General features: G+C 61.6%; 24 protein-coding genes. 11 read left to right on the top strand and 13 right to left on the bottom strand.

The window, feature by feature from the left end; genetic code table 11:
• Positions 1-183 precede the first annotated feature (183 nt).
• From RV1423_RS12150 to RV1423_RS12100, 11 genes are all read left to right on the top strand, one after another.
• Positions 184-2,283: a sodium-translocating pyrophosphatase gene (locus RV1423_RS12150; RefSeq protein WP_231502238.1), complete on the top strand. Its 2,100-nt coding sequence runs from the start codon at positions 184-186 to the stop codon at positions 2,281-2,283.
• Between the two features lie 87 nt (positions 2,284-2,370).
• On the top strand, positions 2,371-3,129 hold the full coding sequence (locus RV1423_RS12145) for a 3-hydroxyacyl-CoA dehydrogenase (RefSeq protein ID WP_034296842.1): 759 nt from the start codon (positions 2,371-2,373) through the stop codon (positions 3,127-3,129).
• Positions 3,130-3,217: 88 nt separating this feature from the next.
• Entirely contained in the window at positions 3,218-4,414 is a 1,197-nt protein-coding gene (locus tag RV1423_RS12140) for a patatin-like phospholipase family protein (protein ID WP_034296840.1), read from the top strand.
• Between the two features lie 121 nt (positions 4,415-4,535).
• Positions 4,536-4,910: a ribonuclease domain-containing protein gene (locus RV1423_RS12135; protein ID WP_034296838.1), complete on the top strand. Its 375-nt coding sequence runs from the start codon at positions 4,536-4,538 to the stop codon at positions 4,908-4,910.
• Positions 4,855-5,355 carry a barstar family protein gene (locus RV1423_RS12130; protein ID WP_373419958.1) on the top strand — a complete coding sequence of 167 codons (501 nt, stop codon included), beginning with the start codon at positions 4,855-4,857 and terminating at the stop codon, positions 5,353-5,355. The genes RV1423_RS12135 and RV1423_RS12130 overlap by 56 nt, the downstream gene beginning before the upstream one ends.
• 66 nt (positions 5,356-5,421) lie before the next feature.
• Positions 5,422-6,051, top strand: a complete 630-nt coding sequence (gene purN / locus RV1423_RS12125; protein ID WP_034296835.1) for a phosphoribosylglycinamide formyltransferase — start codon at positions 5,422-5,424, stop codon at positions 6,049-6,051.
• Between the two features lie 24 nt (positions 6,052-6,075).
• Complete coding sequence (locus RV1423_RS12120) at positions 6,076-7,332, top strand: RsmB/NOP family class I SAM-dependent RNA methyltransferase (RefSeq protein WP_034296834.1); 1,257 nt, start codon at positions 6,076-6,078, stop codon at positions 7,330-7,332.
• Positions 7,332-7,916: a phospholipase D family protein gene (locus tag RV1423_RS12115; protein WP_034296832.1), complete on the top strand. Its 585-nt coding sequence runs from the start codon at positions 7,332-7,334 to the stop codon at positions 7,914-7,916. The genes RV1423_RS12120 and RV1423_RS12115 overlap by 1 nt, the downstream gene beginning before the upstream one ends.
• A gap of 35 nt (positions 7,917-7,951) precedes the next feature.
• Positions 7,952-9,313 carry a mechanosensitive ion channel family protein gene (locus RV1423_RS12110; protein WP_034296830.1) on the top strand — a complete coding sequence of 454 codons (1,362 nt, stop codon included), beginning with the start codon at positions 7,952-7,954 and terminating at the stop codon, positions 9,311-9,313.
• Positions 9,314-9,401: 88 nt separating this feature from the next.
• Complete coding sequence (locus RV1423_RS12105) at positions 9,402-10,598, top strand: acyl-CoA desaturase (protein ID WP_034296829.1); 1,197 nt, start codon at positions 9,402-9,404, stop codon at positions 10,596-10,598.
• 22 nt (positions 10,599-10,620) lie between these two features.
• Positions 10,621-10,965 (top strand): MliC family protein, encoded by a 345-nt coding sequence (locus tag RV1423_RS12100; RefSeq protein WP_197034930.1) that lies wholly within the window; start codon positions 10,621-10,623, stop codon positions 10,963-10,965.
• Between the two features lie 395 nt (positions 10,966-11,360).
• On the opposite strand, the gene RV1423_RS12095 is transcribed toward RV1423_RS12100, so the two are convergent.
• The 13 genes from RV1423_RS12095 to RV1423_RS12035 all read right to left on the bottom strand — a co-directional run bounded on the left by RV1423_RS12095 (position 11,361) and on the right by RV1423_RS12035 (position 23,837).
• Positions 11,361-11,630 (bottom strand): DUF2274 domain-containing protein, encoded by a 270-nt coding sequence (locus tag RV1423_RS12095; RefSeq protein ID WP_034296827.1) that lies wholly within the window; start codon positions 11,628-11,630, stop codon positions 11,361-11,363.
• Complete coding sequence (locus RV1423_RS12090) at positions 11,627-12,925, bottom strand: TrbI/VirB10 family protein (RefSeq protein WP_034296825.1); 1,299 nt, start codon at positions 12,923-12,925, stop codon at positions 11,627-11,629. Before RV1423_RS12090 ends, RV1423_RS12095 begins: the two co-directional genes overlap by 4 nt.
• Positions 12,926-12,927: 2 nt before the next feature.
• Positions 12,928-13,917, bottom strand: coding sequence for a P-type conjugative transfer protein TrbG (gene trbG, locus RV1423_RS12085; protein ID WP_051516649.1), 990 nt, complete (start codon positions 13,915-13,917; stop codon positions 12,928-12,930).
• A complete protein-coding gene (trbF, locus tag RV1423_RS12080) occupies positions 13,914-14,618 on the bottom strand; it encodes a conjugal transfer protein TrbF (RefSeq protein WP_034296823.1) in 705 nt (234 codons plus the stop codon). Before trbF ends, trbG begins: the two co-directional genes overlap by 4 nt.
• Before the next feature lie 12 nt (positions 14,619-14,630).
• A complete protein-coding gene (gene trbL, locus RV1423_RS12075; RefSeq protein WP_034296821.1) occupies positions 14,631-16,025 on the bottom strand; it encodes a P-type conjugative transfer protein TrbL in 1,395 nt (464 codons plus the stop codon).
• Between the two features lie 11 nt (positions 16,026-16,036).
• On the bottom strand, positions 16,037-16,765 hold the full coding sequence (gene trbJ / locus RV1423_RS12070; RefSeq protein WP_034296819.1) for a P-type conjugative transfer protein TrbJ: 729 nt from the start codon (positions 16,763-16,765) through the stop codon (positions 16,037-16,039).
• Positions 16,762-19,191, bottom strand: a complete 2,430-nt coding sequence (gene trbE / locus RV1423_RS12065) for a conjugal transfer protein TrbE (protein WP_034296818.1) — start codon at positions 19,189-19,191, stop codon at positions 16,762-16,764. Before trbE ends, trbJ begins: the two co-directional genes overlap by 4 nt.
• 18 nt (positions 19,192-19,209) lie before the next feature.
• Positions 19,210-19,482, bottom strand: a complete 273-nt coding sequence (locus tag RV1423_RS12060) for a VirB3 family type IV secretion system protein (protein ID WP_034296817.1) — start codon at positions 19,480-19,482, stop codon at positions 19,210-19,212.
• Positions 19,479-19,850, bottom strand: coding sequence for a TrbC/VirB2 family protein (locus RV1423_RS12055; RefSeq protein ID WP_034296815.1), 372 nt, complete (start codon positions 19,848-19,850; stop codon positions 19,479-19,481). Before RV1423_RS12055 ends, RV1423_RS12060 begins: the two co-directional genes overlap by 4 nt.
• Complete coding sequence (trbB, locus tag RV1423_RS12050) at positions 19,847-20,875, bottom strand: P-type conjugative transfer ATPase TrbB (protein WP_034296814.1); 1,029 nt, start codon at positions 20,873-20,875, stop codon at positions 19,847-19,849. The genes RV1423_RS12055 and trbB overlap by 4 nt, the downstream gene beginning before the upstream one ends.
• Positions 20,872-21,324 (bottom strand): ribbon-helix-helix protein, CopG family, encoded by a 453-nt coding sequence (locus tag RV1423_RS12045; RefSeq protein ID WP_034296812.1) that lies wholly within the window; start codon positions 21,322-21,324, stop codon positions 20,872-20,874. Before RV1423_RS12045 ends, trbB begins: the two co-directional genes overlap by 4 nt.
• Positions 21,321-23,312 (bottom strand): conjugal transfer protein TraG, encoded by a 1,992-nt coding sequence (locus tag RV1423_RS12040; RefSeq protein WP_034296810.1) that lies wholly within the window; start codon positions 23,310-23,312, stop codon positions 21,321-21,323. Before RV1423_RS12040 ends, RV1423_RS12045 begins: the two co-directional genes overlap by 4 nt.
• 282 nt (positions 23,313-23,594) lie before the next feature.
• Positions 23,595-23,837: an EexN family lipoprotein gene (locus tag RV1423_RS12035; protein ID WP_034296809.1), complete on the bottom strand. Its 243-nt coding sequence runs from the start codon at positions 23,835-23,837 to the stop codon at positions 23,595-23,597.
• Between the last annotated feature and the right edge of the window lie 6 nt (positions 23,838-23,843).

Below are 23,843 nucleotides of genomic sequence, written 5' to 3'. Positions count from 1 at the left end.
GCAGTCCATTGAATACAGGGAGTTGCAACTCGGAAGAATCGGCAGCAAGGGGCGGCCCAGCAAATCCATAAAAAAGGCCACGGAAAGTATTGCAGTGCGCAGTGTCCGCAATGACGCCATAACGGTCGTTGGCGCGGAAGGTCGTGATTGTTGCTTTGTCGTGAAAAACAAGGAGGAGACATGATGGCAGGAGCCTTATGGTTTGCCGTGGCATGCGGCGTTATCGCAGTGATCTACGGTCTTATTTCCCGCAGTTGGATTCTCAAGCAAGACCCCGGCAACCAGCGTATGCAGGACATCGCGACTGCCATCCAGCAAGGCGCGGCAGCCTATCTCGCGCGCCAATACCGAACTATCGCCCTGGTCGGCGTGGTGCTCTTCATCCTCGTTGCATTGATACCCGGCCTCGGCTGGATCACGGCGATCGGCTTTCTGGTCGGCGCGGTGCTATCGGGCGCATGCGGTTTCATCGGCATGAACGTCTCGGTGCGCGCCAACGTGCGCACCGCGCAGGCCGCCACCAAAGGCATGAACGAGGCGCTCAACGTGGCGTTCCGCGGCGGCGCCATCACTGGCATGCTGGTCGTCGGCCTGGGCCTGCTCGGCGTGGTGCTCTTTTTCTGGTGGCTGTTCCTGCATGGCGAAGGGCGCGCGGCGTCGCTGCATGATGCTTTGCGGCCGTTGATCGGACTGGCTTTCGGCGCATCGCTGATTTCCATCTTCGCCCGGCTCGGCGGCGGCATCTTCACCAAGGGCGCCGATGTCGGCGCCGACCTGGTGGGTAAGGTCGAGGCCGGCATTCCCGAAGACGATCCGCGCAACCCGGCGGTGATCGCCGATAACGTCGGCGACAATGTCGGCGACTGCGCCGGCATGGCGGCCGACCTGTTCGAGACGTATGTGGTCACGCTGATTGCGACGATGCTGCTCGGCAGCCTGGTGATCAAAGGGGCCGAGGTGCTGGCGGTGCTCTATCCGCTGGCGCTGGGCGGCGTCTCGATCCTGGCGTCGATCATCGGCTGCATGATGGTCAAGGTCGCGCCCGGCAAGAAGATCATGTCGGCGTTGTACACCGGTTTGTGGTGGGCGGCGGGGTTGAGCCTGGTCGGCTTTGCGGTCGTCACCTGGACCATGGTGCCGCCGGAACTGCGCGTGCCATTGATGGGGTCGGCGGTGATCGGCATCGTGCTGACCGGCTTGATGGTCTACATCACGGAGTACTACACCGGCACCGACTTCAAACCGGTCAGGCACATTGCGCAGGCCTCGACCACAGGGCACGGCACCAACATCATCGCCGGCCTGGGCGTGTCGATGAAGTCGACCGCGTATCCGGTGCTCGCGGTGTGCGTGGCGATCCTGGCGTCGTACTGGCTGGCCGGCCTGTACGGCATTGCGATCGCGGCGACGGCCATGCTGTCGATGGCCGGCATCATCGTCGCGCTCGATGCCTACGGTCCGATTACCGACAATGCCGGCGGCATCGCCGAGATGTCGGGCATGCCGGAATCGGTGCGCGCGATCACCGACCCGCTCGATGCGGTCGGCAATACCACCAAGGCCGTCACCAAAGGCTACGCCATCGGTTCGGCCGGGCTGGCGGCGCTGGTGCTGTTTGCCGACTATACGCATGCGCTGGACTCGGTCGGCAAGAGCACGTCGTTCGACTTGTCCAATCCGATGGTGATCGTCGGACTGTTCATCGGCGGCCTGATTCCCTACCTGTTCGGCGCCATGGCGATGGAGGCGGTGGGCCGCGCAGCGGGTGCCGTGGTGATCGAGGTCCGTCGTCAGTTCAGCGAGATCAAGGGCATCATGGACGGCAGCGGCAAGCCGGAATACGACAAGGCGGTCGACATGCTGACGTCGTCGGCGATCAAGGAAATGATCGTGCCTTCCTTGCTGCCAGTGGTTGTGCCTATCATTGTCGGCCTGCTGCTCGGACCGGCGGCGCTGGGCGGCTTGCTGATGGGCACCATCGTCACCGGCCTGTTCGTGGCGATTTCGATGACCACCGGCGGCGGCGCCTGGGATAACGCCAAGAAATACATCGAAGACGGCCACCACGGCGGCAAGGGTTCCGACGCGCACAAGGCGGCAGTCACCGGCGATACCGTCGGCGATCCGTACAAGGATACCGCCGGCCCCGCCGTCAACCCGCTGATCAAGATCATCAACATCGTCGCCTTGCTGCTGGTTCCTTTGTTGCCGATACCGGCAGCCACTGCGACGTCGGCCGACGCATCGACTGCTGTCGTGATTACCATACCCGTGGGAAAATAAGCTCTCCCATCCCGCGAGGATGATCACAAAACGACCGGCATGGGTATTCCATGCCGGTTTTATATTGGAATATTGGAGAACAGAGACATGCAGATTGCAGGACAGGTGTTTATCGTAACGGGCGCGGCATCGGGTTTGGGTGCGGCGACGTCGCGCATGCTGGCGGAAAACGGCGGCAAGGTGGTGCTGGCCGATGTGCAGGAAGAGGCCGGCGCGAAGCTGGCGGCCGAGTTGCAGGGCAAATTTGTGCGCTGCGATGTGACGACTGAAGAAGACGGCTTGAAGGTGATCGAGGCGGCACGGCAACTGGGCAGCCTGCGCGGCCTGGTCAATTGCGCCGGTATCGCTCCGGGCGCCAAGCTGATCGGCAAGGACGGCCCGCATACGATGGCCTTGTTCCAGAAGACCCTGAATATCAACCTGGTCGGCACCTTCAACATGGCGCGCCTGGCGGCCGATGCCATGAGCAAGCTGGAACCGTTGGAGCAGGGCGAACGCGGCGTGATCATCAATACCGCCTCGGTGGCAGCCTTCGACGGCCAGATCGGGCAGGTTGCCTATTCCGCCTCCAAGGCCGCGATCGTCGGCATGACGTTGCCGATGGCGCGCGACCTAGCGCGCAGCGGCATCCGCGTGATGACCATTGCACCGGGAATTTTCGAAACGCCGATGATGATGTCCATGCCGCAGGAAGTGCTGGATTCGCTGGGCGGCGCCGTACCGTTTCCGCCGCGCCTGGGCAAGGCCGTGGAATACGCTCACCTGGCCAGGACCATCATTGAAAACCTCATGCTCAACGGCGAAACCATCCGTCTCGACGGCGCCATCCGGATGCCGCCAAAATAGAATAATTACGTAACTTTTGCCTGTATATTTTTGGTGGTATCTGGAATTTTTGCTGCCTAAAGAGCGTGCGCCCTGCTAAGCTGTTGGCATGGAGTCAATAGATAAAAAAACGGGATTGATCCTGACCGGAGGAGGCGCACGCGCGGCATATCAAGTTGGCGTCCTCAACGCTTTGTCCATGATTTTGCTGGAGTCCGGCTGGCCGGCGCATCAGAATCCTTTCAAGATCATTTGCGGCACTTCGGCTGGCGCCATCAATGCCACTGCGCTGGCTTGCCGCGCCGACGATTTCGGCGAAGGCGTGCGCGAACTGATGAGCGTATGGGCCCATTTCAAGGTCGAGCAGGTCTACCGCGCCGACTCGCTCGGCGTCATCCGCTCGGGCGCGCGCTGGCTGTCGCTGTTTTCGTTCGGCTGGCTACTGCGCAAATGGAAGGCCAATCCACCCAATTCCTTGCTCGACAACACGCCGCTGGTGACCATGCTGCATCGTCTTCTGGACTTGCCGCGGCTGGATGACGCATTGTCCAGCGGCAACCTGCATGCGCTGGCGGTAACGGCATCGTCCTATAGCGGAGGCCAGCATCTGACGTTTTATCAGTCGATGCAGGAAATCGAGCCGTGGCGGCGTACGCAACGCGCCGCCATTCGCGACCAGATCGGCGTCGAGCATTTGCTGGCGTCGTCGGCGATTCCGTTTATCTTTCCCGCGATCCCGATTTTTTACGAAGGTCGGCGCGAGTATTTCGGCGACGGCTCGATGCGCCAGATTGCGCCGATTTCGCCGGCCATCCATCTCGGCGCCAGCAAGATCCTGGTGATAGGCGCCGGCCGCATGGGCGAGCGTTCCGAAGCGCCGACCCAACTGGCGCAGTACCCCAGCCTGGCGCAAGTGGCCGGGCATGCCTTGTCGAGCATCTTCCTCGATGGCCTGGCCGCCGATATCGAGCGCACCAACCGGGTCAACCAGACGTTGTCCATGCTGACCCCGGAGCAGCTTGCCAAAACGCCGCTCAAGCCGATCGAAGTGCTGGTGATTTCCCCGTCACAGCGTATCGACGAAATCGCCAGCCGCCATGTCACCAGCCTGCCGCGGCCGGTGCGTGTGATGCTGGGAGGCATTGGCGCCACCGAAGCGCGCGGCGCCGCGCTGGCTTCTTACCTGTTGTTCGAACAAAGTTTTACCCAGGAATTGATCAGTCTCGGCGAACGCGACACTTACGCCATGCGCGACCAGGTTCTTGCTTTTTTTGAACCAGAACGGGTCGCTGCGCTCCAAGCCTGAGCCCGGCGTCAAGCATGTCCCGACAAAGATTCGAGTTGCTTGGTTTGAAGCAAAACGTTACTCTACGCAATGGTATTGCGAAAAATTAATACTTCTGCAACATAAAAATGCGAGCCTGCTCTTGAAGACGACATTTGTAAGACAGTGGTTTGTTTTCCTTGCTGCGCTGTTGTTATCTTGCTCCGTATTCGCAAAAGGCCCGCTGGCCGTTGGCGATATCGCGGCCGGCGCCCTGCCGCCTGAAGCGCGGCAGACCCTAGACCTGATCAGGCAGGGCGGACCTTATCCGTACGCGAAGGACGGTGTTGTTTTTGGCAACTACGAAGGGGTTTTACCCAGGCAGAAGCGCGGGTATTATCACGAATTCACCGTGAAAACGCCTAAAGCGCGTAATCGCGGCGCGCGCCGGATCATTTCCGGCGGCAATCCGCAAACGTCGGGTGAGTACTATTACACCGGGGATCATTACCGGACATTCCAGCGCATCAGGGAATGAGGAGGCGATCCTGGTTGCAGCATTCATTGCAAAATCTGAGGGAGAAATGAGTTTATTTAAAACGGTGCCGCCAAATGTTGTGCAGTCTATCCGCGCCTTTCGCGTGAACGACTTGCAGGAAGAGGCTGCTCGTCTTGGCCAGCACTTTCTGTACGCCTATTGTGCCGAGGCGACGACCAAGCAGCAGGTCCTTGCGATCATTGCCGGCGCTTTTCATTTTCCTCGCCATTTCGGCAAGAATTTCGATGCGCTCGGTGACTGCCTTACCGACCTGACATACAAGGCTGGCCCACAACCCGGCTTCATTGTTGTTATCGAGCAATTGCCGAATACCCAGAAATTTGACAAGGAAGCTCGTGAAACCTTGCTAGACGTGTTTCGTGATGCCGCCGACTTCTGGGCCGACAAAAAAGTCGCTTTCCGCGTTTTTTACTCGTTTCAGTAAAAATTCCCTCGCCCGCCGTCTTGCTTGCGCCAATTTTTGGCAATCAGGTTGCGGGCAGCGGTTACAATGCCGACCATGAGAAGCATTGTTATCCTGATTTCCGGCCGAGGCAGCAACATGGAAGCCATCGTCCGGACCGCACAGGCAGAAAACTGGCCTGTTTCCATCGCAGCAGTCATCAGCAACCGAAGCGATTCGGCCGGTCTCGATTTTGCCCGGCAGCATGGCATCGCCACTGCGGTTGTCGCCAACAAGGACTACCCCTCGCGCGAGCAATTCGATACTGCCCTGCGGGCCGTGATCGATGGTTTTTCGCCCGATCTGGTAGTGTTGGCCGGCTTCATGCGTATCCTGACCACGCCGTTCGTCGATCACTATGCCGGTCGGATGCTTAACATTCATCCGTCGTTGCTACCGTCCTTTCCGGGACTGGCGACGCACCGGCAAGCTTTGGCCGCAGGCGTCAAATTGCATGGCGCCACGGTGCATTTCGTCACGCCAGACCTCGACCATGGTCCGATCGTGGCGCAGGCTGCGGTGCCTGTATTTGGCGCGGACAGGGAAGAGACGCTGGCCGAACGCGTGCTGGAACAGGAGCATCTTATTTACCCGCGCGCTGTGCGCTGGTTCGTCGAAGGCAAGCTTAGCCTGGACGGCGGTCGCGTCCGCGTCGATCCGTCCGCCGAGCAAGCCTGAATCACATTTTTTGAAGGAAGCAGTATGAGATTGCCACCCGCAATCGTTCCCCACACGGAAGAAGTCTTGCGCGAAATCTTGCGTTTCACCGGCCCGGCCGACGTCACGCTGTCGCGTTATTTCCGCGAAAATCCCAAGCTTGGCGGCCGCGAACGCGGCGTCATCGCCGAAGCTGTTTACGGCCTCTTGCGCAACAAGTCGGTCTACACCAATTTCGCAGAAGCAGGCGTCGGTCCGATGATGCGTCGCATGGCCCTGCTGGGCCTGACCGATACGGTCAGTATCGAATCGATTGCCGGCCTGTCGCCGGAAGAAGTCGACTGGCTTACGCGCACTGCGCAGATCGATCGCAACAAGCTGCCGCTGGCAATGCGCGCCAACATGCCGCCGTGGCTGCTCGACAAGCTGATCGCGCGCGATGGCGAAGCCGCCGCCATGGAACTTGCTGAAGCCATGAACCAGCCGGCGCCGCTGGACCTGCGCGTCAACGCCGTCAAGGCCAATCGCGACGACGTCATGACCGAACTCGCGGCCGCGCCGATCCTGTGCGAACCGACGCCTTATTCGCCGCTGGGCCTGCGCCTGCAGAAAAAACCCACGTTGCAAAACCTGCCGCTGTTCAAGGACGGGGCCATCGAAGTGCAAGACGAAGGTAGCCAATTGCTGGCCCAGATCGTCGGCGCCAAGCGCGGCGAAATGGTGGTCGATTTTTGCGCTGGCGCTGGCGGCAAGACGCTGGCGCTTGGCGCCGGCATGCGCAACACCGGCCGCCTGTATGCCTTCGACGTGTCGGAAAAGCGCCTCGCCAAGCTCAAGCCGCGCCTGGCGCGCAGCGGCCTGTCCAACGTACATCCGGTCATGATCGCCCACGAGAACGACGCCAAGGTCAAGCGTTTGGCCGGCAAGATCGACCGCGTGCTGGTCGATGCGCCATGCAGCGGCCTCGGCACGCTGCGCCGCAATCCCGACATGAAGTGGCGCCAGACTGTGGAAACCGTCGCCGAGATGCACGCCAAGCAGATCAGCATCCTGAACAGCGCAGCACGTCTGGTGAAGGCCGGCGGCCGCCTGGTGTACGGCACCTGCAGTTTCCTCAACGAAGAAAATGAAGACGTCATCGCCGAATTCCTGCGAGCGAATCCGGACTATGCGCTGGTGCCGATGAGCACCGTGCTGGCCGAGCAAAAGATCGCGCTGGACATGGGCGACTATCTCAAGCTGTTGCCGCATCTGCATCAGACCGACGGTTTCTTCGCAGCCGTACTGGAACGCAAAAAATAATGCGGCAGTTGAAGCGACAGCACGGTCGCGCCATCGCGCTGGCGCTGTCCTTGTTTTTTGCGGGATTTTCTGCGCACGCCTTCGATCCGGGCGACCGTCCGACGCCAGCGCAGGGAACGCTCGATGCCGCCTTCGCTCCGTGGGACGACGTCGAAAGCCTGATCCTCGATGCGCTCGGCAAGGCGCGTCGCCAGGTGCTGGTGCAGGCTTATATCCTGACCAGCAAGCCATTGACCAATGCGCTGATCGCCGCCTACAAGCGCGGTGTCGATGTGCGCGTGCTGGTCGATGCCGGTCAGTTGAACAAGACGGGACGCGACCGCATCGCCGCCATGCAGGAGGCGGGCATTCAGGTCCGAGAAGAGACCAAATACAAGAATGCGCATAACAAGGTCATCGTCATCGATGCCGCCGGCGCCGACGCTACGGTGATTACCGGTAGCTATAATTTCACTTGGACCGCCCAGAACAAGAATGCCGAGAACATTTTGATCGCGCGCAAGAATCCACCTCTGGCCGCCAAATACGCCGCCAACTGGACCCGTCATTTCCAGGAAGCCGAAATCTATCTGTCCAGTAAATAGCGCATCTGCCTCCATAGTCATAGCCACAAAGAATCATGTCGACTTTGCTATCCGATTTGTATGAATACCTGTTCGGCGACCTGGCGCTGCCGGAACTGATGCGTCAACTGGCAGTCATCGCGCTCTGCATCGCGTGTGGCTGGGGGCTGTCGCGCTGGTTGCGCAAGCTCTTTACATTCGCGGGCGACGACGGCAGCGTCATGCACATCGGCATCAAAAGTTTCGTGCGCGTGCTCACGCCCTTGCTGATTCTGGTCCTGCTGGCGCTGGCCAGGCTGCTCCTGATACGCTTGAAGCTGCCGGTGACCTTATGGCATGTCATGATCCCGCTGATGATTTCGCAGGCGGCGATGCGTTTCGTGTTCTATGTGCTGCGGCGCATCTTCGTCAAGGAGACCACCGCCGGCGCCTTTCTCCAGTTGTTCGAGAAAGTGTTCGCGACGCTGGTCTGGGTTTGCGTGCTGCTCTATATCACCGGACTGTGGCCCGACCTGGTCGACTATCTCGACGCCACCACGCTGCCGTTGGGTCGTCACAAGGCATCGCTGCTGACCATTCTGCAAGCCACGGCATCGGTGCTGGTGACGCTGATCATTGCCCTGTGGGCCGGCGCTATGCTGGAAGACCGGTTGATGAGACTCAACACCATGCACTCGTCGCTGCGTACGGTGGTGGCGCGGCTGGTGCGGGCAGTCCTGATTCTGGTGGCGATCCTGGTCAGCCTGTCGCTGGTCGGCATCGACCTGACGGTGCTGTCGGTGTTCGGCGGCGCACTCGGCGTCGGCCTCGGCCTCGGCTTGCAAAAAATCGCCAGCAGCTATGTCTCCGGTTTTGTGATCCTGCTCGAACGCAGCCTGGCGATCGGCGACATGGTGAATGTGGACCGTTATTTCGGGAAAGTGACGCAAATCAACACGCGCTACACGATCCTGGAAGGTCTTGACGGCATCGAATCGGTCTTGCCCAACGAAATGTTCATGTCCAGTCCGGTGCAGAATTATTCGTTGAACCGGAAAATTATACGTCTGGCAACACAAGTTACCATCCTGTATCAGGACGATATCGAAACAGTGCTGTCTATGCTGGAGAAGGCCGTGATCGCAGTGGAGCGGGTATCCGACCAGATTCTGCCGCAGGCCTTGTTGCTCAAGATCGGCGAGGACGGTTTGCAGTTGGAAATAGGTTTTTGGATCACCGATCCCGAAAACGGTCGTCTGAATGTACTCTCAGACGTTAACAGAGCTATCTGGAGAGTATTCAAGACCCACGGCATCCAGGTGGCGCATCCAAAACGCGACATCCGCGTGATGGATGAGCGCAGTTTTGAACAAAGTGTTTCCGGAATGGCATCTTCCACCCACAAGGATGCACAATCAGCGTACAATGCCGGGAAATAAAAGAATATAAGTGGTAGATGGTGGAAAAATCGGTGGCAAGCTGGTTTGGCAACTTCGATTGCCGTGATGTATTTCTTTTGGAGTGGTAATGACTGTAGATTCGATCCTGGACTTTCTCTCGAACGGCTTGCTGCACGCATCCGGTTGGCAGATTTTCTTTTATACCCTGATCATGACGCACATCACGATTGCAGGGGTGACCATTTACCTGCATCGCTGCCAGGCGCACCGTGCGCTGGACCTGCACGCCATTCCAAGCCACTTTTTCCGTCTCTGGTTGTGGATGACCACAGGCATGGTCACCAAGGAGTGGGCCGCGATCCACCGCAAGCACCACGCCAAGTGCGAAACCGAAGAAGATCCGCACAGCCCGCAAGTGCGCGGCATCAAGAAGGTCCTGCTGGAAGGCGCCGAGTTGTATCGCGCCGAATCCAAAAACGCTGAAACCATGGAAAAGTATGGGCATGGCACGCCGGACGACTGGATCGAACACAATATCTACAGCAAGTACGGTTGGCAAGGCGTAGGCCTGATGCTGATCATCGACGTCATGTTGTTCGGCGTCATCGGCCTGACAGTCTGGGCTGTCCAGATGCTTTGGATTCCGATCACCGCTGCCGGCATCATCAACGGCATCGGCCACTACTGGGGCTACCGCAACTACGATTGCAACGATGCTGCGACCAACGTGTTCCCATGGGGCATCATCATCGGTGGCGAAGAGTTGCACAACAACCACCACACCTTCGGCACATCGGCCAAACTGTCGTCCAAGTGGTATGAATTCGACATCGGCTGGATGTACATCCGCATCCTGGAAACGGTGGGCCTGGCCAAGGTCAAGAAGGTCGCTCCTGCGCCCAAGTTCGATCGTCAGAAGCTGGTGGCCGATTTCGATACGCTGCAATCCGTGATCGCCAATCGCTATGACGTCATGTCCAAGTACGCCAAGTCGCTTAAGCGCGCCTGGGCTGACGAACTGGAGCACCTGGCGGAGAAGGCCAAGCTCGAATCACGTTTTCTGAAGTCGTCCAAGAAGCTGCTGCAACGCGAGCCGGCCAACCTGGAAGACGGCCAGAAGCAGCAATTGTCGGAACTGTTCACGCATAGCAAAGCCCTGCAAACCATGCATGAAATGCGCGTGGAACTGGGTGCGATCTGGGGCCGTTCCAACTCGACCCGGGAACAGTTGCTGCACCAATTGCAAGACTGGTGCGTGCGCGCAGAAGCGTCCGGCATCAAGGCTTTGCGCGATTTCGCATTGCGTCTGCGCAGCTACGCCTGATTTTGCAAGACTGGTTGTGAGCATGCGTCCGTTTGTCACGTTGGTTGCAGGCGTCGCCGCTCTGGCGGCGCTTCCCGGTGCAACATTGGCGAAACCGTCCGGTCTGAGTCTCCCCGACGTCAAGATTCAAAGCCAGCAGCGGTTGATCTACCGTTGCGCCGGCGAGGTTCGCTTGCCGGTGCGCTATCTCAATACCAATGCCGGATCGTTCGCCTATCTGCCAGTGGCGGGAAGAAGGCAGTTGTTCGTCAGCGTGCTGGCCGCTTCAGGGGCGAAATACGCTGCCGGGCACTACATATGGTGGACCAAGGCAATGAAGGGTTTCTCGCCGATAAAACACTGGGAGAGGACGCGGAGCCGATCCTGAAAGAGTGCAAGCAAATCGAAAAGTGGTAACGGCGATTACAGTTCGGATGGACTGGAGGTTGCTTCCAGATTCTCTGCTCAATTGTTTTCGTTTTCGCAATAAAAAATGTCCGCTGTCAAGCCTTTTTTGATGGCGGGCATGACGAGAAAATCCTATATAAAGCAACAGTTTATGGTGTTCCCTGGGGACTTCAGCCCACTGTAGGTTTGTAGGCTGGGGGCCACATAGGAGCCTTGCGGTTGCGGGTCTTGGCGTGCCACAGCGGGCAACACGGATGGAGGCGTCGGCCACTTCCTCCGTAATCATATGCCACCAATACATAAGGCTGATCCCCAAAATGCGAACGCGCAGTTCGGAGACTGCGCGTTCGAGGGTGCTTTTGACTGTGACTTTGCCTACGGAGGTGTTGCTTCTCGCTGGGGTGACTTCTGCAACGCCGGCTTTGATGCGTCCCTTTTCTTGAATCCCCGATCCCCAGCCATGAACGCTTCCAGCATGTGCGGAATCAACGTCACTGCTTCCACTGATTCGCCATAGGTCTGCGCATGCAGTGCCGCATAGTGGTCGAGGTCGGCCTTTAGGTTGGCTGGGCAGGCAAAGGTCAGCTTTGTGCTTTCTGTCTTCGGTAGCGGCCCAAGGCGCAATTTTTTGGGTAATGCGTTCATCGTAATCCCCCACGCACGAAAAAAAGTGGCTGATACGGCCGCAACACCAGATCCCGATTGACGATGACGCGCACCGGCAGGCCGGGTCGCTCGGTCAGCGTTGGCTGCATGTTCATGTTGCGCCGGGTCATCTCTTGGCCTACCTGGTTCACAGAGTCCTTCAGGCTGTCGCGCCCGGCGATGATCACGCGATCCCCTCCATTGTGATTCTCCGGTGCGGCCAGCTCGGCACCGATGCCCAATAAGGTGGTGAGCGCAGCACCTGCAAAGACGCGATCCCAATGCCAATCCACTCCGTCTTCCAGGCCCGCATAACCGGCCGGGTCGGTGCCGACCAGTTTGTCGAGCTGGAACGAAGACGTATCCGGCAGGATCACCCGATTCCACACCACCTGCACGCGGCTCTGCCCATAGCTCACCTGGCTGTTGTATTTGCCCAGCAAGCGCGAGCCCGGCGGGATCAGCACGTACTTGCCGGTGGCCGTGTCGTAGACCGGCTCCGTCACCGTGGCAATCACATCGCCCGGCAGGTCGGACTTGATGCCCGTGACCAGCGCAGCGGCGATGACCGTACCGGCCATGACTTGATATGGCGATGCGGGCATTTGCAGAGAACCGGAATTACGGGTTTCCGTAGAACCGGCTTTGGACAGAAACGCCTCCTTCTGGTCCTGCCGGTTCTGTACTGTCGTGGGATCGGCGGACTGCGCTACTGTCGAGGCAGGACCAGCGGCCATCGGATCAAAAGCAGCATTCCCGGCCAGCGCTGTGGCCACAGGCAAGGCCTGCGGCTGCGCGGTAGCAGTCACCTTTTGGCCACCTGAACGGAAGAACACTGACGAAGCAGCCGCCTCCTCGGCCTGCTTCAGGCGCGCCAGGCGTTCGGCTTCGGCCGGATTGGGGCCAGATTGCGGGTTGCCGTAGCCCTGCGCCTGCTGTTCGGCTTTGTGGATCGGGCCACCCAGGTCACCTGGCAGCGGCGCACCCAACTGCGGCACCGCAGGCGGCAGCTTGGAGTAGTCGGCCGGCAGTCGGTCGAGTCCTTCGGACCGCGACACGCGATCGACGTTGTACAGCTCCGCCGGCACGGCATTGCCACGGCGCTGCGTCGATTGCAACGACCAGATGGTGCCGCCGAGCACGGCGGTCGCCAGCCCGCCAACGAGGATTGCCAGCATGCGCCGGTTCAGGCGTGTGACTGGACGTGGCTGGGAGCGCAGCGTCACATTCTCCGGGGCCACCTTGGGCGGCACGTCTGGCACCGGAGTGTCAGGGGTATTGTCCGCTTGGCTCATGGTCAGTTCCTCCGCACGCCATCGGTGCGCTCGATCCGCACCACGTCGCCTTTGTCCGCGCCCAGGCGCAGTTCGGCTGCGCCGAACAGCCGGTCCACGATGTAGTACGGCGAACGGAAGCGGTAGTTGACCAGTTGCCCATCGCCCTGCGTGCCAATGACGAATAGCGGCGGCAGTTCGCCTTGGGCGATGCCACCGGGGAACTGGATATAGACCTTCTCGCCATCGTCGAAGGCGCGCAGCGGCTTCCACGGCGGATTGCTACCCGTGATCGCGTAGCGGAAGCGGATATTCTCCAGCGACAAGCCGGCATCGACCGGTGCAGCGGCTTGTGCCGCCTGCGCCTGGCGCTGCAGGGCCAGCATGCGGTCTTTCGGGTAGTCCCACGACACCGACGCCATCCATGCCTTCTCAGTCGAGGTCAGCTCGATCAGGTAGGTGCGCCGGTTAGTGGTAACGACCAGATTGGTCTTGAGACCGCTGCGCGTTGGCTTGACCAGTATGCTCACGCGCAGACCGGCCCCCGCGCCGCTGGACGTATCGCCCACGATCCAGCGCACGGTATCGCCGGCGGCGACCGTCACCAGTTCCTCACCGGGTTGGAGCGACACGACGGTCACCCGACCCGGACTGGCATAGACCTGGTACAGCGCACCATCGGTGAACGGCCAGACCTGGATCGCATTGACGTAACCCTCGCGGGTCGGCGCAATTCGGGCCTCCAGATTGGCCCGTGAGACGCGCACCTTCTCGTCGGCAGGTTCTGGTTTGGACTTTTCATCAGCCGGTTCCGGCAACAGCTTCAACTGCTCGGGCAATGGCAAGGGCTGCGGAACCGCGACCACCTCGATGGGCTTGGGCAACTCCGGCAGCGGCTGCGCCGCGACCGGCTCATCGAGCGTGATGGACGGTGGCGGCTTGCCCTGCGTGGCGCAGCCAGCAAGGGCGGCCAGAAGGGACAGAGATACGTAAATGCGCAAAGACGGTTTCATGGCTTGTTTCCTTCGGAAGAATCGAGTTCACGGCTCCACGACAACCCATTGACGTAGATGCCCAGCGGATTGCGGCGCAACCGTTCCTCGGTGCGCGGCGTTTGCAGGACGACGGACACAACAGCGGTCCAGCGCTCCAGTCCAGCGGCTGCGCCGTTGACATAGCGGCGTTCGGTCCACCGCACGTTGAACGACGCGTCACTGGCGCGCACGATGCTGGTGATCTGCACCGTGACCGACTCCTTGCCGATGCGGGCAAAGGGATCGTTGGTACGCGCGTAGTCGTTGAGCACGGCCGCGCCGCGGTCGGTGGTGTAGTCGTAGGCATCCAGCCAGTTTTGCCGCACGACGATAGGGTCAATGGAGAGCGAGCGCACCAGCGTGACGAAGCGCCCCAAGTGGTGGGCCGTCTGCGCGTCGTTGGGCTTGTAGGGCGTGGCGGCTTCGCCGACTGCGCGCACCTGCCCGCCGCTGTCCACTTCCACCACAAAGGGTGTGACGATGGACTGCGCCGAGCGCCAGACCAGGCCGCCAGCCATCAGCAAGGCCAGCACCAGGCAACCGAAAGCCATCAACCGCCAGTTCTTTGCCTGCACGCGGGCCGAGCCGATACGGTCATCCCAAACCTGTTCGGCAGATTGGTAGGGAGTGGCAGGCTGCGGCGTGTCCGCATAGCGCACCAATGAACGTTTGAATCGCATGAGATGTTCTCCTTATGAATCCGAGGGGTCGCGCAGGCTGGGGCTACTGCCCGAGCCGCCGCCGTCTCCACCGCGCAGCGTGTGGGCGACGGTCGAGGCGGCATGGCTGATCTGCTGGCGGCGATGCAGGCGCTTGGCCCACGCGGGTTGTTGGGTGTCAGTGGGGGCGGCATCGGCACCGCCTTGAGCGGCCGGGCCATTGGCCGTGCTGGCCGCACCGGCACCGGCACCAGCTCCAGCCCCGGATGCCGGGGCATCCGGCTTGATGGCCGCCGCCGCCCGGTCCTTCATCGACTTGGCTCCGGCGGCGACCTTCTGCCCCACCGATTGCGCACCCGTCTTGGCGACGTTGCCCAGGCCTGCTGCCGCTCCTTTGAGTCCGCCACCTGCACCGGCAGAGCCGGCCTGGAACGCGGACTTCGCGCTGCTGGCGGTCGAGGTCATCGAGCGAGCACCGCTCGCGGCCATCTTTGCGGCACCCGGCGCCATACGCGCACCGGACGCCACCGCGCCGCCCACGCCGGTGGCGGCAGCACCCACGGCGACCGCTGCTCCCGCTACGCCCAACGCGGTTCCGGCAACGGCACCTGCACCCAACTGCGGTGCCCCAGACACCAGCCCAGTCGCGATGCCTGGCCCGAAGATTCCCAGGCCCAGCATCGCCAATGCGGCCAGCATGATGGTCAGCGCGTGGTCGATGGAGGGTTCATCCGGCGTCACCTGGAATTCGGCAAACAACCCCGTGCCAATCCCTACGATGACCGCCAGCACCAGCACTTTGATGCCTGACGACACCACGTTGCCCAACACTTTTTCAGCGAGAAACGAGGTCTTGTTCCACAGAGCGAACGGCACCAGCACGAAGCCTGCAAGCGTGGTCAGCTTGAATTCGATCAAGGTGACGAAGAGCTGCACCGCGAGTACGAAGAAACTTACGATCAGCACCAGCCAGGCCAGGAACAAAACGACGATCGCGTCAAGGTTCACGAACACTTCGGGGAAGCCCGCCATGTCGCCGATCTGCTTCAGGATCGGCGCACCAGCGTCGATGCCCACCTTGGCCAGCCGCCCCGGCTGCAGGAACTCGGCTTGCGTGATCATCGAGCCGGACGCCACCAACCCCAAGCCCGCGAAGGACCGGAACACGATGCCGGCCAGCAGATTGAAGTTACCGATGATGTAGGCGAAGGTACCCACATACAGCACCTTCTTGATGAGCTTTCCAATGATGTCATCGCCGCCACCGCTGGCGTGGCTCATGGCCCAGAACAGGCCGGCCAGCGTCATGTCGATCACCACCAGCGTGGTAGTCAGGAAAGCCACTTCTCCTCGTAGCAAACCGAAACCGGAGTCGATGTAATGCGAGAAGACGCTGAGGAAATGGTCGATGACGGAAACGTCGTTCATGGCATCGCCTCTCAGTTCCTGTAGAAATCGATGGTCTGCGGGGTGTACGGCGTTCCGTCACCGATGAAACGCCGCCGCACTTCGCGGGCACGCTCCTGCACGGCAACAATGCGCGCCTGCTCCAGCGCGGTCGCACGGTCTTGCGTAATCTGAAGTTGCTGCGCCTGGATCGACTGCCGGGCCTGCAAGGCCAGCAACTGGTTGGTCGCCTGTGTGGCCTGCAAAGCGCCGACCGCCGACTGACTGCGGTTCACCAGGTCCGTCAGCGTCTGCTCGTCGGACGCGAAGTTCTGCACAGCTTGCGACTGCACCTTGGTCGCGGTGCGCAGCGCTTCCAGCGAATTGCGCCAGCGCGAACGCGCATCGGTCGCCATCTGCGCGCCCGGAATAGAGGCGGAATACGCGTCAGGGTAGAGCCGCTGGAATTCGGTCTCCATTTGCGACACGTTGAACGCCAGGCCTTGCGCCTGCTGGATAAGCTGGTTGGTCGCCGACAGCGACGCACGCAGTTCATTCAACGCGCTGAAGTCCAGACCGGTGAGGTTCTTCGCCTGGTTCATCAGCGACTGCGCCTGATTCTGGAGCTGCCTGATCTGGTTGTTGATCTGCTCCAGCGTGCGCGCGGCCGTCATGATGTTCTGGGCCAAGTTGGACGGATCGATCACGACCCACTGCGCGTGTGCGACGGGCATCAGGGTCACCAACGCTGCGGCGGCAATGGCGAGGATGGTCTTTTTCATGGTGCGTTCTCCTGTGGAATGGATGGAAAGGACGGAACAAGGTCGGCGGCCCAATCGAGGCCGCGATGTCGCAGCCAGGCGGCTGCGAAGTCGGGAGGCGGCACTGAACCGGATACCGAATCAAGGTCGCGCTGGTCCTGCGGCGTCGAGGCACCCACAAAGGCCAGCGTGATCGGCCCCAGGTCCAGGTCGAACAAGCGGTTGCCCAGCCGGGACTGGTAGTAGTAGTCGCGTTTGGGAACCGCCTCGGCCACGATGTCGATCTGGCGACGGTTCAAACCAAAGCCTTCGTAGATCGTGCGAATCTGCGGTTCGGTCGCCTGCGGATTCGGCAGGAAGATGCGGCTGGCGCAGCTCTCCACGATGGCCGGGGCTATGGACGAGTTCTGAATGTCGGCCAGCGACTGCGTGGCAAAAATGACGCTGACGTTCTTTTTGCGCAGCGTCTTGAGCCACTGGCGGATGCGCGCGGCAAACACCGGGTCGTCGAGGAACAACCAGGCCTCGTCAAGAATCAGCAAGGTCGGCGCGCCGTCGAAGCGTTCGTCGAAACGCGCGAACAGATAGCCCAGCACGGCCAGCACAGCGGCCTTGCTATGCATCAGCTCTTCCATCTCGAAACACTGGACGGAACCAGAACCCAAGCGATCCGAATCCGCGTCCAGCAGCTTGCCGTGCGCGCCGCCAAGCACGTAAGGCTGCAAGGCCTGACGTAAAGCATTCGATTGCAGCAGTACCGACAGCCCGGTCAAGGTGCGCTGCTCCACCGGTGCACCCGCCAGACTCCCCAGTGCCGACCAGATAGCGGCCTTTTCTTCCGGGCCGACAACTGCGCCTTCATGCAGCAATCGCCCTTCCAGCCACTCGGCGGCCCAGGTGCGGTAGCTCTCCTGGTCGATGCGGGCCAACGGCTGGAAGGCGATCTCGCCGTCCGTGCCCAGGTCATAGTGCTCGCCGCCCAGGCCCAGGATGGTGGCGCGCATTGAGCGCCCCATGTCGAAGGCAAAGATGCGCGAGCCGGGATAGCGACGAAACTGCATCGCCAACGTGGCAAGCAGCACCGATTTGCCCATGCCGGTCGGGCCGACCACCAGCGTGTGGCCCACGTCGCCGATGTGCGTCACCAGTCGGAACGGCGTGGCGCCATCGGTGCGCGTCACGATCAATGGTGGCCCGTTCAGATGGTCATTGCGCTCCGGCCCGGCCCACACCGCCGATACCGGCATCAGGTGCGCGAGGTTCAGCGTCGAGATGATCGGCTGACGGACGTTGGCGTAGGCATTGCCCGGAATCGAGGACAGCCACGCCTCCACGGCATTGAGCGTTTCCGGGATCGTGACGAAGCCACGGCCCTGGATGACACGTTCCACTCTGCGCAGCTTCTCGTCGGCTGCGCCGGCATCGGCATCGAGTACCGTCACCGTCGCGGTGACATAGCCGAAGGCGACTTGATCGCTGCCCAGTTCCTGCAAGGCGGAATCAGCATCGTTCGCCTTGTTCGAAGCGTCGGTATCGACCAGCGGACTTTCCTGCTGGAAGATCGTTTCGCGCAACAAGGCCACGACGTTCTTGCGCTTGGCGAACCACTGGCGGCGCAGGCGCGTGAGCTCCTTTTCTGCTTCGGATTTGTCCATGCAGAGAAAGCGTGTGGACCAGCGGTAGGCGAAGCCGAGCCGGTTGAGGTCGTCCAGCAGCCCCGGCCAGGTCGAGGTCGGGAAACCGCGCACCGATGCCACGCGCAAGTGCTGGTCACCCAGCATGGGTGCCAAACCTCCCACCAACGCGGAATCGGTCAGCAAGGCATCGAGGTAGAGCGGATGCTCCGGCACAGCGACCCGATAGCGCCGCGTCGAAACGGTCGCATGCAGATAGGTCAGCGTCTGGCTGTCGTCCAGCAAGACGATCTCCGGCATGACACCATCGAGCAGGTCAAAAAAACGATCCGTCTCCGAGACGAACGACTCCAGCCGCTCGCGCCAGTCCACGCCGCCCTGCGGCGTGTTCTCGTACAGCAGCTTGGCGGCGCGGGCGCGCGATTCCTCGGCGGGCAGGTACACCAGCGTCAGGTGGTAGCTGCTCTCGAAGTGGCTGTGGTCTTCCTCGAACGAGGCCCGGCGTTCCTCGTCCACCAGCCAGGACAGCGGCTCGGGAAAATCCGAGTGCGGGTAGTCGGCGGCGGCACGCCGCTCGGCTTCGACGAACAAGGCCCAGCCCGATCCCAACCGGCGCAGCGCATTGTTCAGCCGCGCCGACGTGGCGATCAGTTCACCCTGCGTGGCACTGTCCAGGTCCGGCCCGCGAAAGCGTGCCGTGCGCTGGAACGAACCATCCTTGTTGAGCACAACCCCCGGAGCGACCAGCCCGGCCCAGGGCAACCAGTCGGCCAGTAGCGCGGGACGCTTGCGGTATTCAGCGAGATTCATCATGGTGTGTCCTTGTCGGTCTCACACATCCAGCAGTGAGCGGTGCTTGATGTGCCGGGCGAACACAGCCATGAACTGCGGATCGAGCCGCGCCCCCCAGACCGCCAGCGAATGGCCGACGATCCACAGCACCAGACCGGGAATCCACAGTTGCAGGCCCAGACCAACGGCAGCGGCCAGCGTGCCGTTGGCGATCGCCACGGTGCGCGGCGCGCCGCCCAGCAGGATCGGTTCGGTCAAAGACCGATGCAGCGGCACTTCAAAGCCGGAAGCGAACTCGATCTCGGTACTCATGCGACCACCGCCCCGCCCGAGAACGAGAAGAACGACAGGAAGAACGAGGACGCGGCGAACGCGATCGACAGCCCAAACACGATCTGGATCAGCTTGCGGAAGCCGCCCGACGTATCGCCGAAGGCCAGCGCCAGGCCGGTGGAAATGATGATGATTACCGCCACGATCCGGGCCACCGGTCCCTGGATCGATTCAAGGATGGATTGCAGTGGCCCTTCCCAGGGCATGCTGGAGCCGGCCGCGTGGGCAGTCGTTGCCAGGCACAGCATCAGTGCGGCGAGCACGGCAACGTGTAGCGCCAGCCGCAGATGTGGATTTACAGAAATACGAAAGGCAAGTGTATCGGTATGAGCAGGGGTACGCGTCATGGCAGTTCTCCAGGGGTGGTTAAGGAAATGGAAGGGAGTGGCGGCACGAGCGCGTCGTCGAGTTGGTAGCCGTGGCCGTCGAAACCGACAACGCGGGCGATGGTCTGGACATGGCGGGCACGGCCGCGCCCGGCGATGAAGACAACGACATTCACCGCCTCGGCGATCAGCGCCCGTGGCGGGGTCAAGGCGACTTCGAGAATCAGTTGTTCCAGGCGCAGCAGCGCGCCGTGGGCGGAACTCGCGTGGATGGTGGCGATACCGCCGGGGTGGCCTGTGCCCCAGACCTTGATGAGGTCCAGTGCCTCACCGCCGCGCACCTCACCAACGACGACGCGATCAGGCCGCAGCCGCATCGTGGCGCGCACCAGTTCGGCCATCGACACCACGCCGGCCCGCGTGCGCAGCGATACGTGGTCGCGGGCGGCACACTGCAGCTCCACGGTGTCTTCGAGTACCAGCACCCGGTCGCCAGTGGCGGCGATCTCGGCCAGCAAGGCGTTGGCCAGCGTGGTCTTACCCGTGCTAGTGCCCCCAGCGATCAGAATGTTCAGCCGCTCGCGCACCGCGCGGCGCAGGAACTCGGCTTGCTCCTCGGTCAGGATGCCGTCGGCAACATAGCTCTCCAGACCAATGATGCTCACAGCGCGCTTGCGCAAGGCGAAAGCCGGTCCCGGCGCGGCGGGCGGCAAGATGCCCTCGAAGCGCTCGCCGGTTTCCGGCAGCTCGGCGGTCAGCAGCGGCTGACCGCGATGTACTTCGGTGCCGACATGCGCGGCAACCAGCCGGATGATGCGTTCGCCATCGGCCTCAGACAGTTTGACGCCTGTCGGCGAGCGACCCGACGACAGCCGATCAATCCACAAGGAGCCATCCGGGTTGAGCATGATCTCCACCACATCCGGGTCTTCCAGCGCAGCGGCGATCAGCGGCCCCATCGCCGTACGCAGCATTCGGATACGCCGGTCCAGCGACGTGGCGGCGGATGATGGCGGCGCAGATGGCAGCTTGGGGACGGAGCTCATGCTCCGTCCTCCTGCATCGCTGCTTCTGCCAGCCGTGCGGCATCAGGCTGGATTTCCTCGTAGACCTCCTTGACCAGGCTACGTCCGCGCAGCAGGTGGCGACCGAGCTGTTCGATGAACTGCTCGAAGCGCGCCTTGCCCTGTGCTTTTGCGGCTTCCTGATGGGCCTCCGGCACCGGCGTGCTGACCGTGAGGTAGTAGCGCACGTATAGCGCCAGCGTTTCGATCAGGATGTTCTGGTCACGCTCCAGACGCTCGAACTGGCGCGACAGCCGATCCAGCCGTTTGGCGGTGGCCGCCTCGCGCTGGTCACCCGCGTCCGGTGAGAGCCAGGACGCGAGCGCCGCCGCAACGATGGAGGATTTTGACACGCCTTTCTTGGCGGCCAGTTCGTCCAGGCGCTTGGCGTGCTCGTGTTGGATAAAGAGATTCAGGCGGGCTTGGGTCATAGCTGGATTCCGTCGTCAGGGTCGAGCGCGGCCAGCCGTGCCGTGCGCTGCAAGCGCGGGTCGAGCTGGTTTGGGAGGGGAAGCGGAAAGTCGTCGTCATCGAGTAGCGACAGGTCGCTGCTGGGCTGTTCGGTTTCAGGGCTGTAGGTGGTGACTTCGGACAGCTCCGGCTGCTGGCGCGGGCCGCCGTCATCGGCCGCTCCGCCCAGCCCAGCCGTCGCATAAGCGACCGGCATGGCAGGGACAGCCAATGCACTCCAGTCGTCTGCGCGAGCCGGTGGGACATCGGCGTATCCACCTAGCGAGAGCACAGGCGGTGGCAACACCCGCCGCTTGAAATTGGCGTCCGCGTAGTAGCGCAACTTCTTGGCCTTGATCGGCGCATGCCCGGACACCATCACCACCGACTCATCGGAGGGCAGTTGCATAACTTCGCCCGGCGTCAATAGTGGCCTTGCCGTTTCCTGGCGTGACACCATCAGGTGGCCCAGCCAGGGCGCCAGACGATGGCCTGCATAGTTGCGTTGCGCGCGCAGCTCGGTAGCGGTGCCCAGTGTTTCTGAAATCCGCTTGGCCGTGCGTTCGTCGTTGGTGGCGAAGGTCACGCGCACATGACAGTTGTCCAGGATCGAATGGTTCTGGCCGTAGGCCTTGTCGATCTGGTTGAGCGATTGCGAGATCAGGAAGGCGCGCAGGCCATAGCCGGCCATGAAGGCCAGAGCCGATTCGAAGAAGTCGAGACGCCCGAGCGCCGGGAACTCATCGAGCATCAGCAGCAGCTTGTGCTTGCGCCCCACGCCATCGCTGCCGTCCAGTGATTCGGTGAGCCGTCGTCCGATCTGGTTCAAGATCAGACGTATCAGCGGCTTAGTGCGACTGATGTCCGAAGGCGGAACCACCAGATATAACGACACCGGATGCTCGGCCGAGATCAGGTCGGCGATGCGCCAGTCGCAGCGCGAAGTCACTTCGGCCACGGTGGGGTCGCGGTACAGACCCAGAAAACTCATGGCCGTGGACAGCACACCCGAGCGCTCGTTGTCGCTCTTGTTGAGCACTTCGCGCGCGGCCGATGCGACAACAGGATGTGTGCTCGCGCCCAGGTGCCGCGTGCTCATCATCCGGTGCAAGGTCACCTCGAACGGGCACGCCGGATCGGACAAGAAGTTGGCGACGCCGCGTAGCGTCTTGTCTTCGCCCGCATAGAGCACATGCAGGATCGCGCCGACCAGCAGCGCGTGCGAAGTCTTCTCCCAGTGGTTGCGCCGCTCCAGTGCCCCTTCGGGATCGACCAAAATGTCCGCGATGTTCTGCACGTCGCGCACTTCATGCGCACCGCGACGGACTTCCAGTAGCGGGTTGTACGCGGCCGACTTCGGATCAGTGGGGTTGAACAGCAGGCAATGCGAGAAGCGCGAGCGCCAGCCAGCGGTGATGTTCCAGTTCTCGCCCTTGATGTCGTGGATCACTGCGGATGCAGGCCATGACAACAGCGTCGGCACCACCAGACCCACGCCTTTGCCCGAGCGCGTGGGCGCGAAGGTCAGGACGTGTTCCGGCCCTTCATGACGCAGATACCGGCCGTCATGCAAGCCGAGGAAGACACCGGCCGGGCCGGTCAGCCCGGCCTTGCGGATTTCCTTGGCATCGGCCCAGCGGGCCGAGCCGTAGGTCGTGACCAGCTTGGACTGCCGCGAGCGCCAGATCGACATGCCGATGGCGACCACCATGGCAGCCAGGCCACTGGCACCGGCGATGGCACCACCCGTGTTGAAGATGTGCGGCGCGTAAGCGTCGAAGAAAAACCACCACTCGAAAAGCCGCCACGGGTGATAGACCGGCGTGCCGAAAAAATCGAACCAGGGCGCGCCCAGGCGTAGCTGGTAACCTAGGGCAGCGGCGGTCCATTGCGTGGCACCCCACACGCCGGCGATGACGATGCCGAACACCGTCAACACCTGACCGAACAGCACACTGGTCCCTTGCATCTTGACCTCCGAATTTCTTCTGCACATCACGCGCACAAAGACGTGCCGCAGACGTGAGGTTCGGTGTCAACTCAGTGCCGGTCAAAGACCGTTATCGGGATAGCGAAGACGAAGAAAACAAGATTTCTAGCTGGGGGAAAATGGAGCGCATCGCGGCAAAGGACAGTGCATTGCGGCGTGTAGGGTGATTTGCTGAAATATTTCTTGCCGATGTGAAGAACCGACATGTACCGAGCCATACGGCGGGCATTGACCGGCCGCAGTGTCGCTACTTGCGTGGAATTAGTTCTTTGGGGCCGACTCGGGCGTGTACGGCGTGCCGTTGCCCATGAAGCGTTTGCGTGTGGCTTCGGCCACTGCGTTGCACAACGCGTCTCCCAGCTTCGCACGGTCGGCTTTGCATTGCGTGCGCAGTTCCTTCAATCGTTCGGGGTTAGCCGCCAACGATTCGACCGTATCGGTGCTCGCTGACTGACCGCAGGCAGTTAGCGCCATGGTGATAATCAACACTGGGAATGTCTTCATTGCATG

This window comes from Herbaspirillum sp. RV1423 (assembly GCF_000577615.1).
Taxonomy (GTDB): domain Bacteria; phylum Pseudomonadota; class Gammaproteobacteria; order Burkholderiales; family Burkholderiaceae_D; genus Herbaspirillum.
Note: the sequence above shows the minus strand (reverse complement) of the source record. Positions and strands in the feature narration are given on the sequence as shown.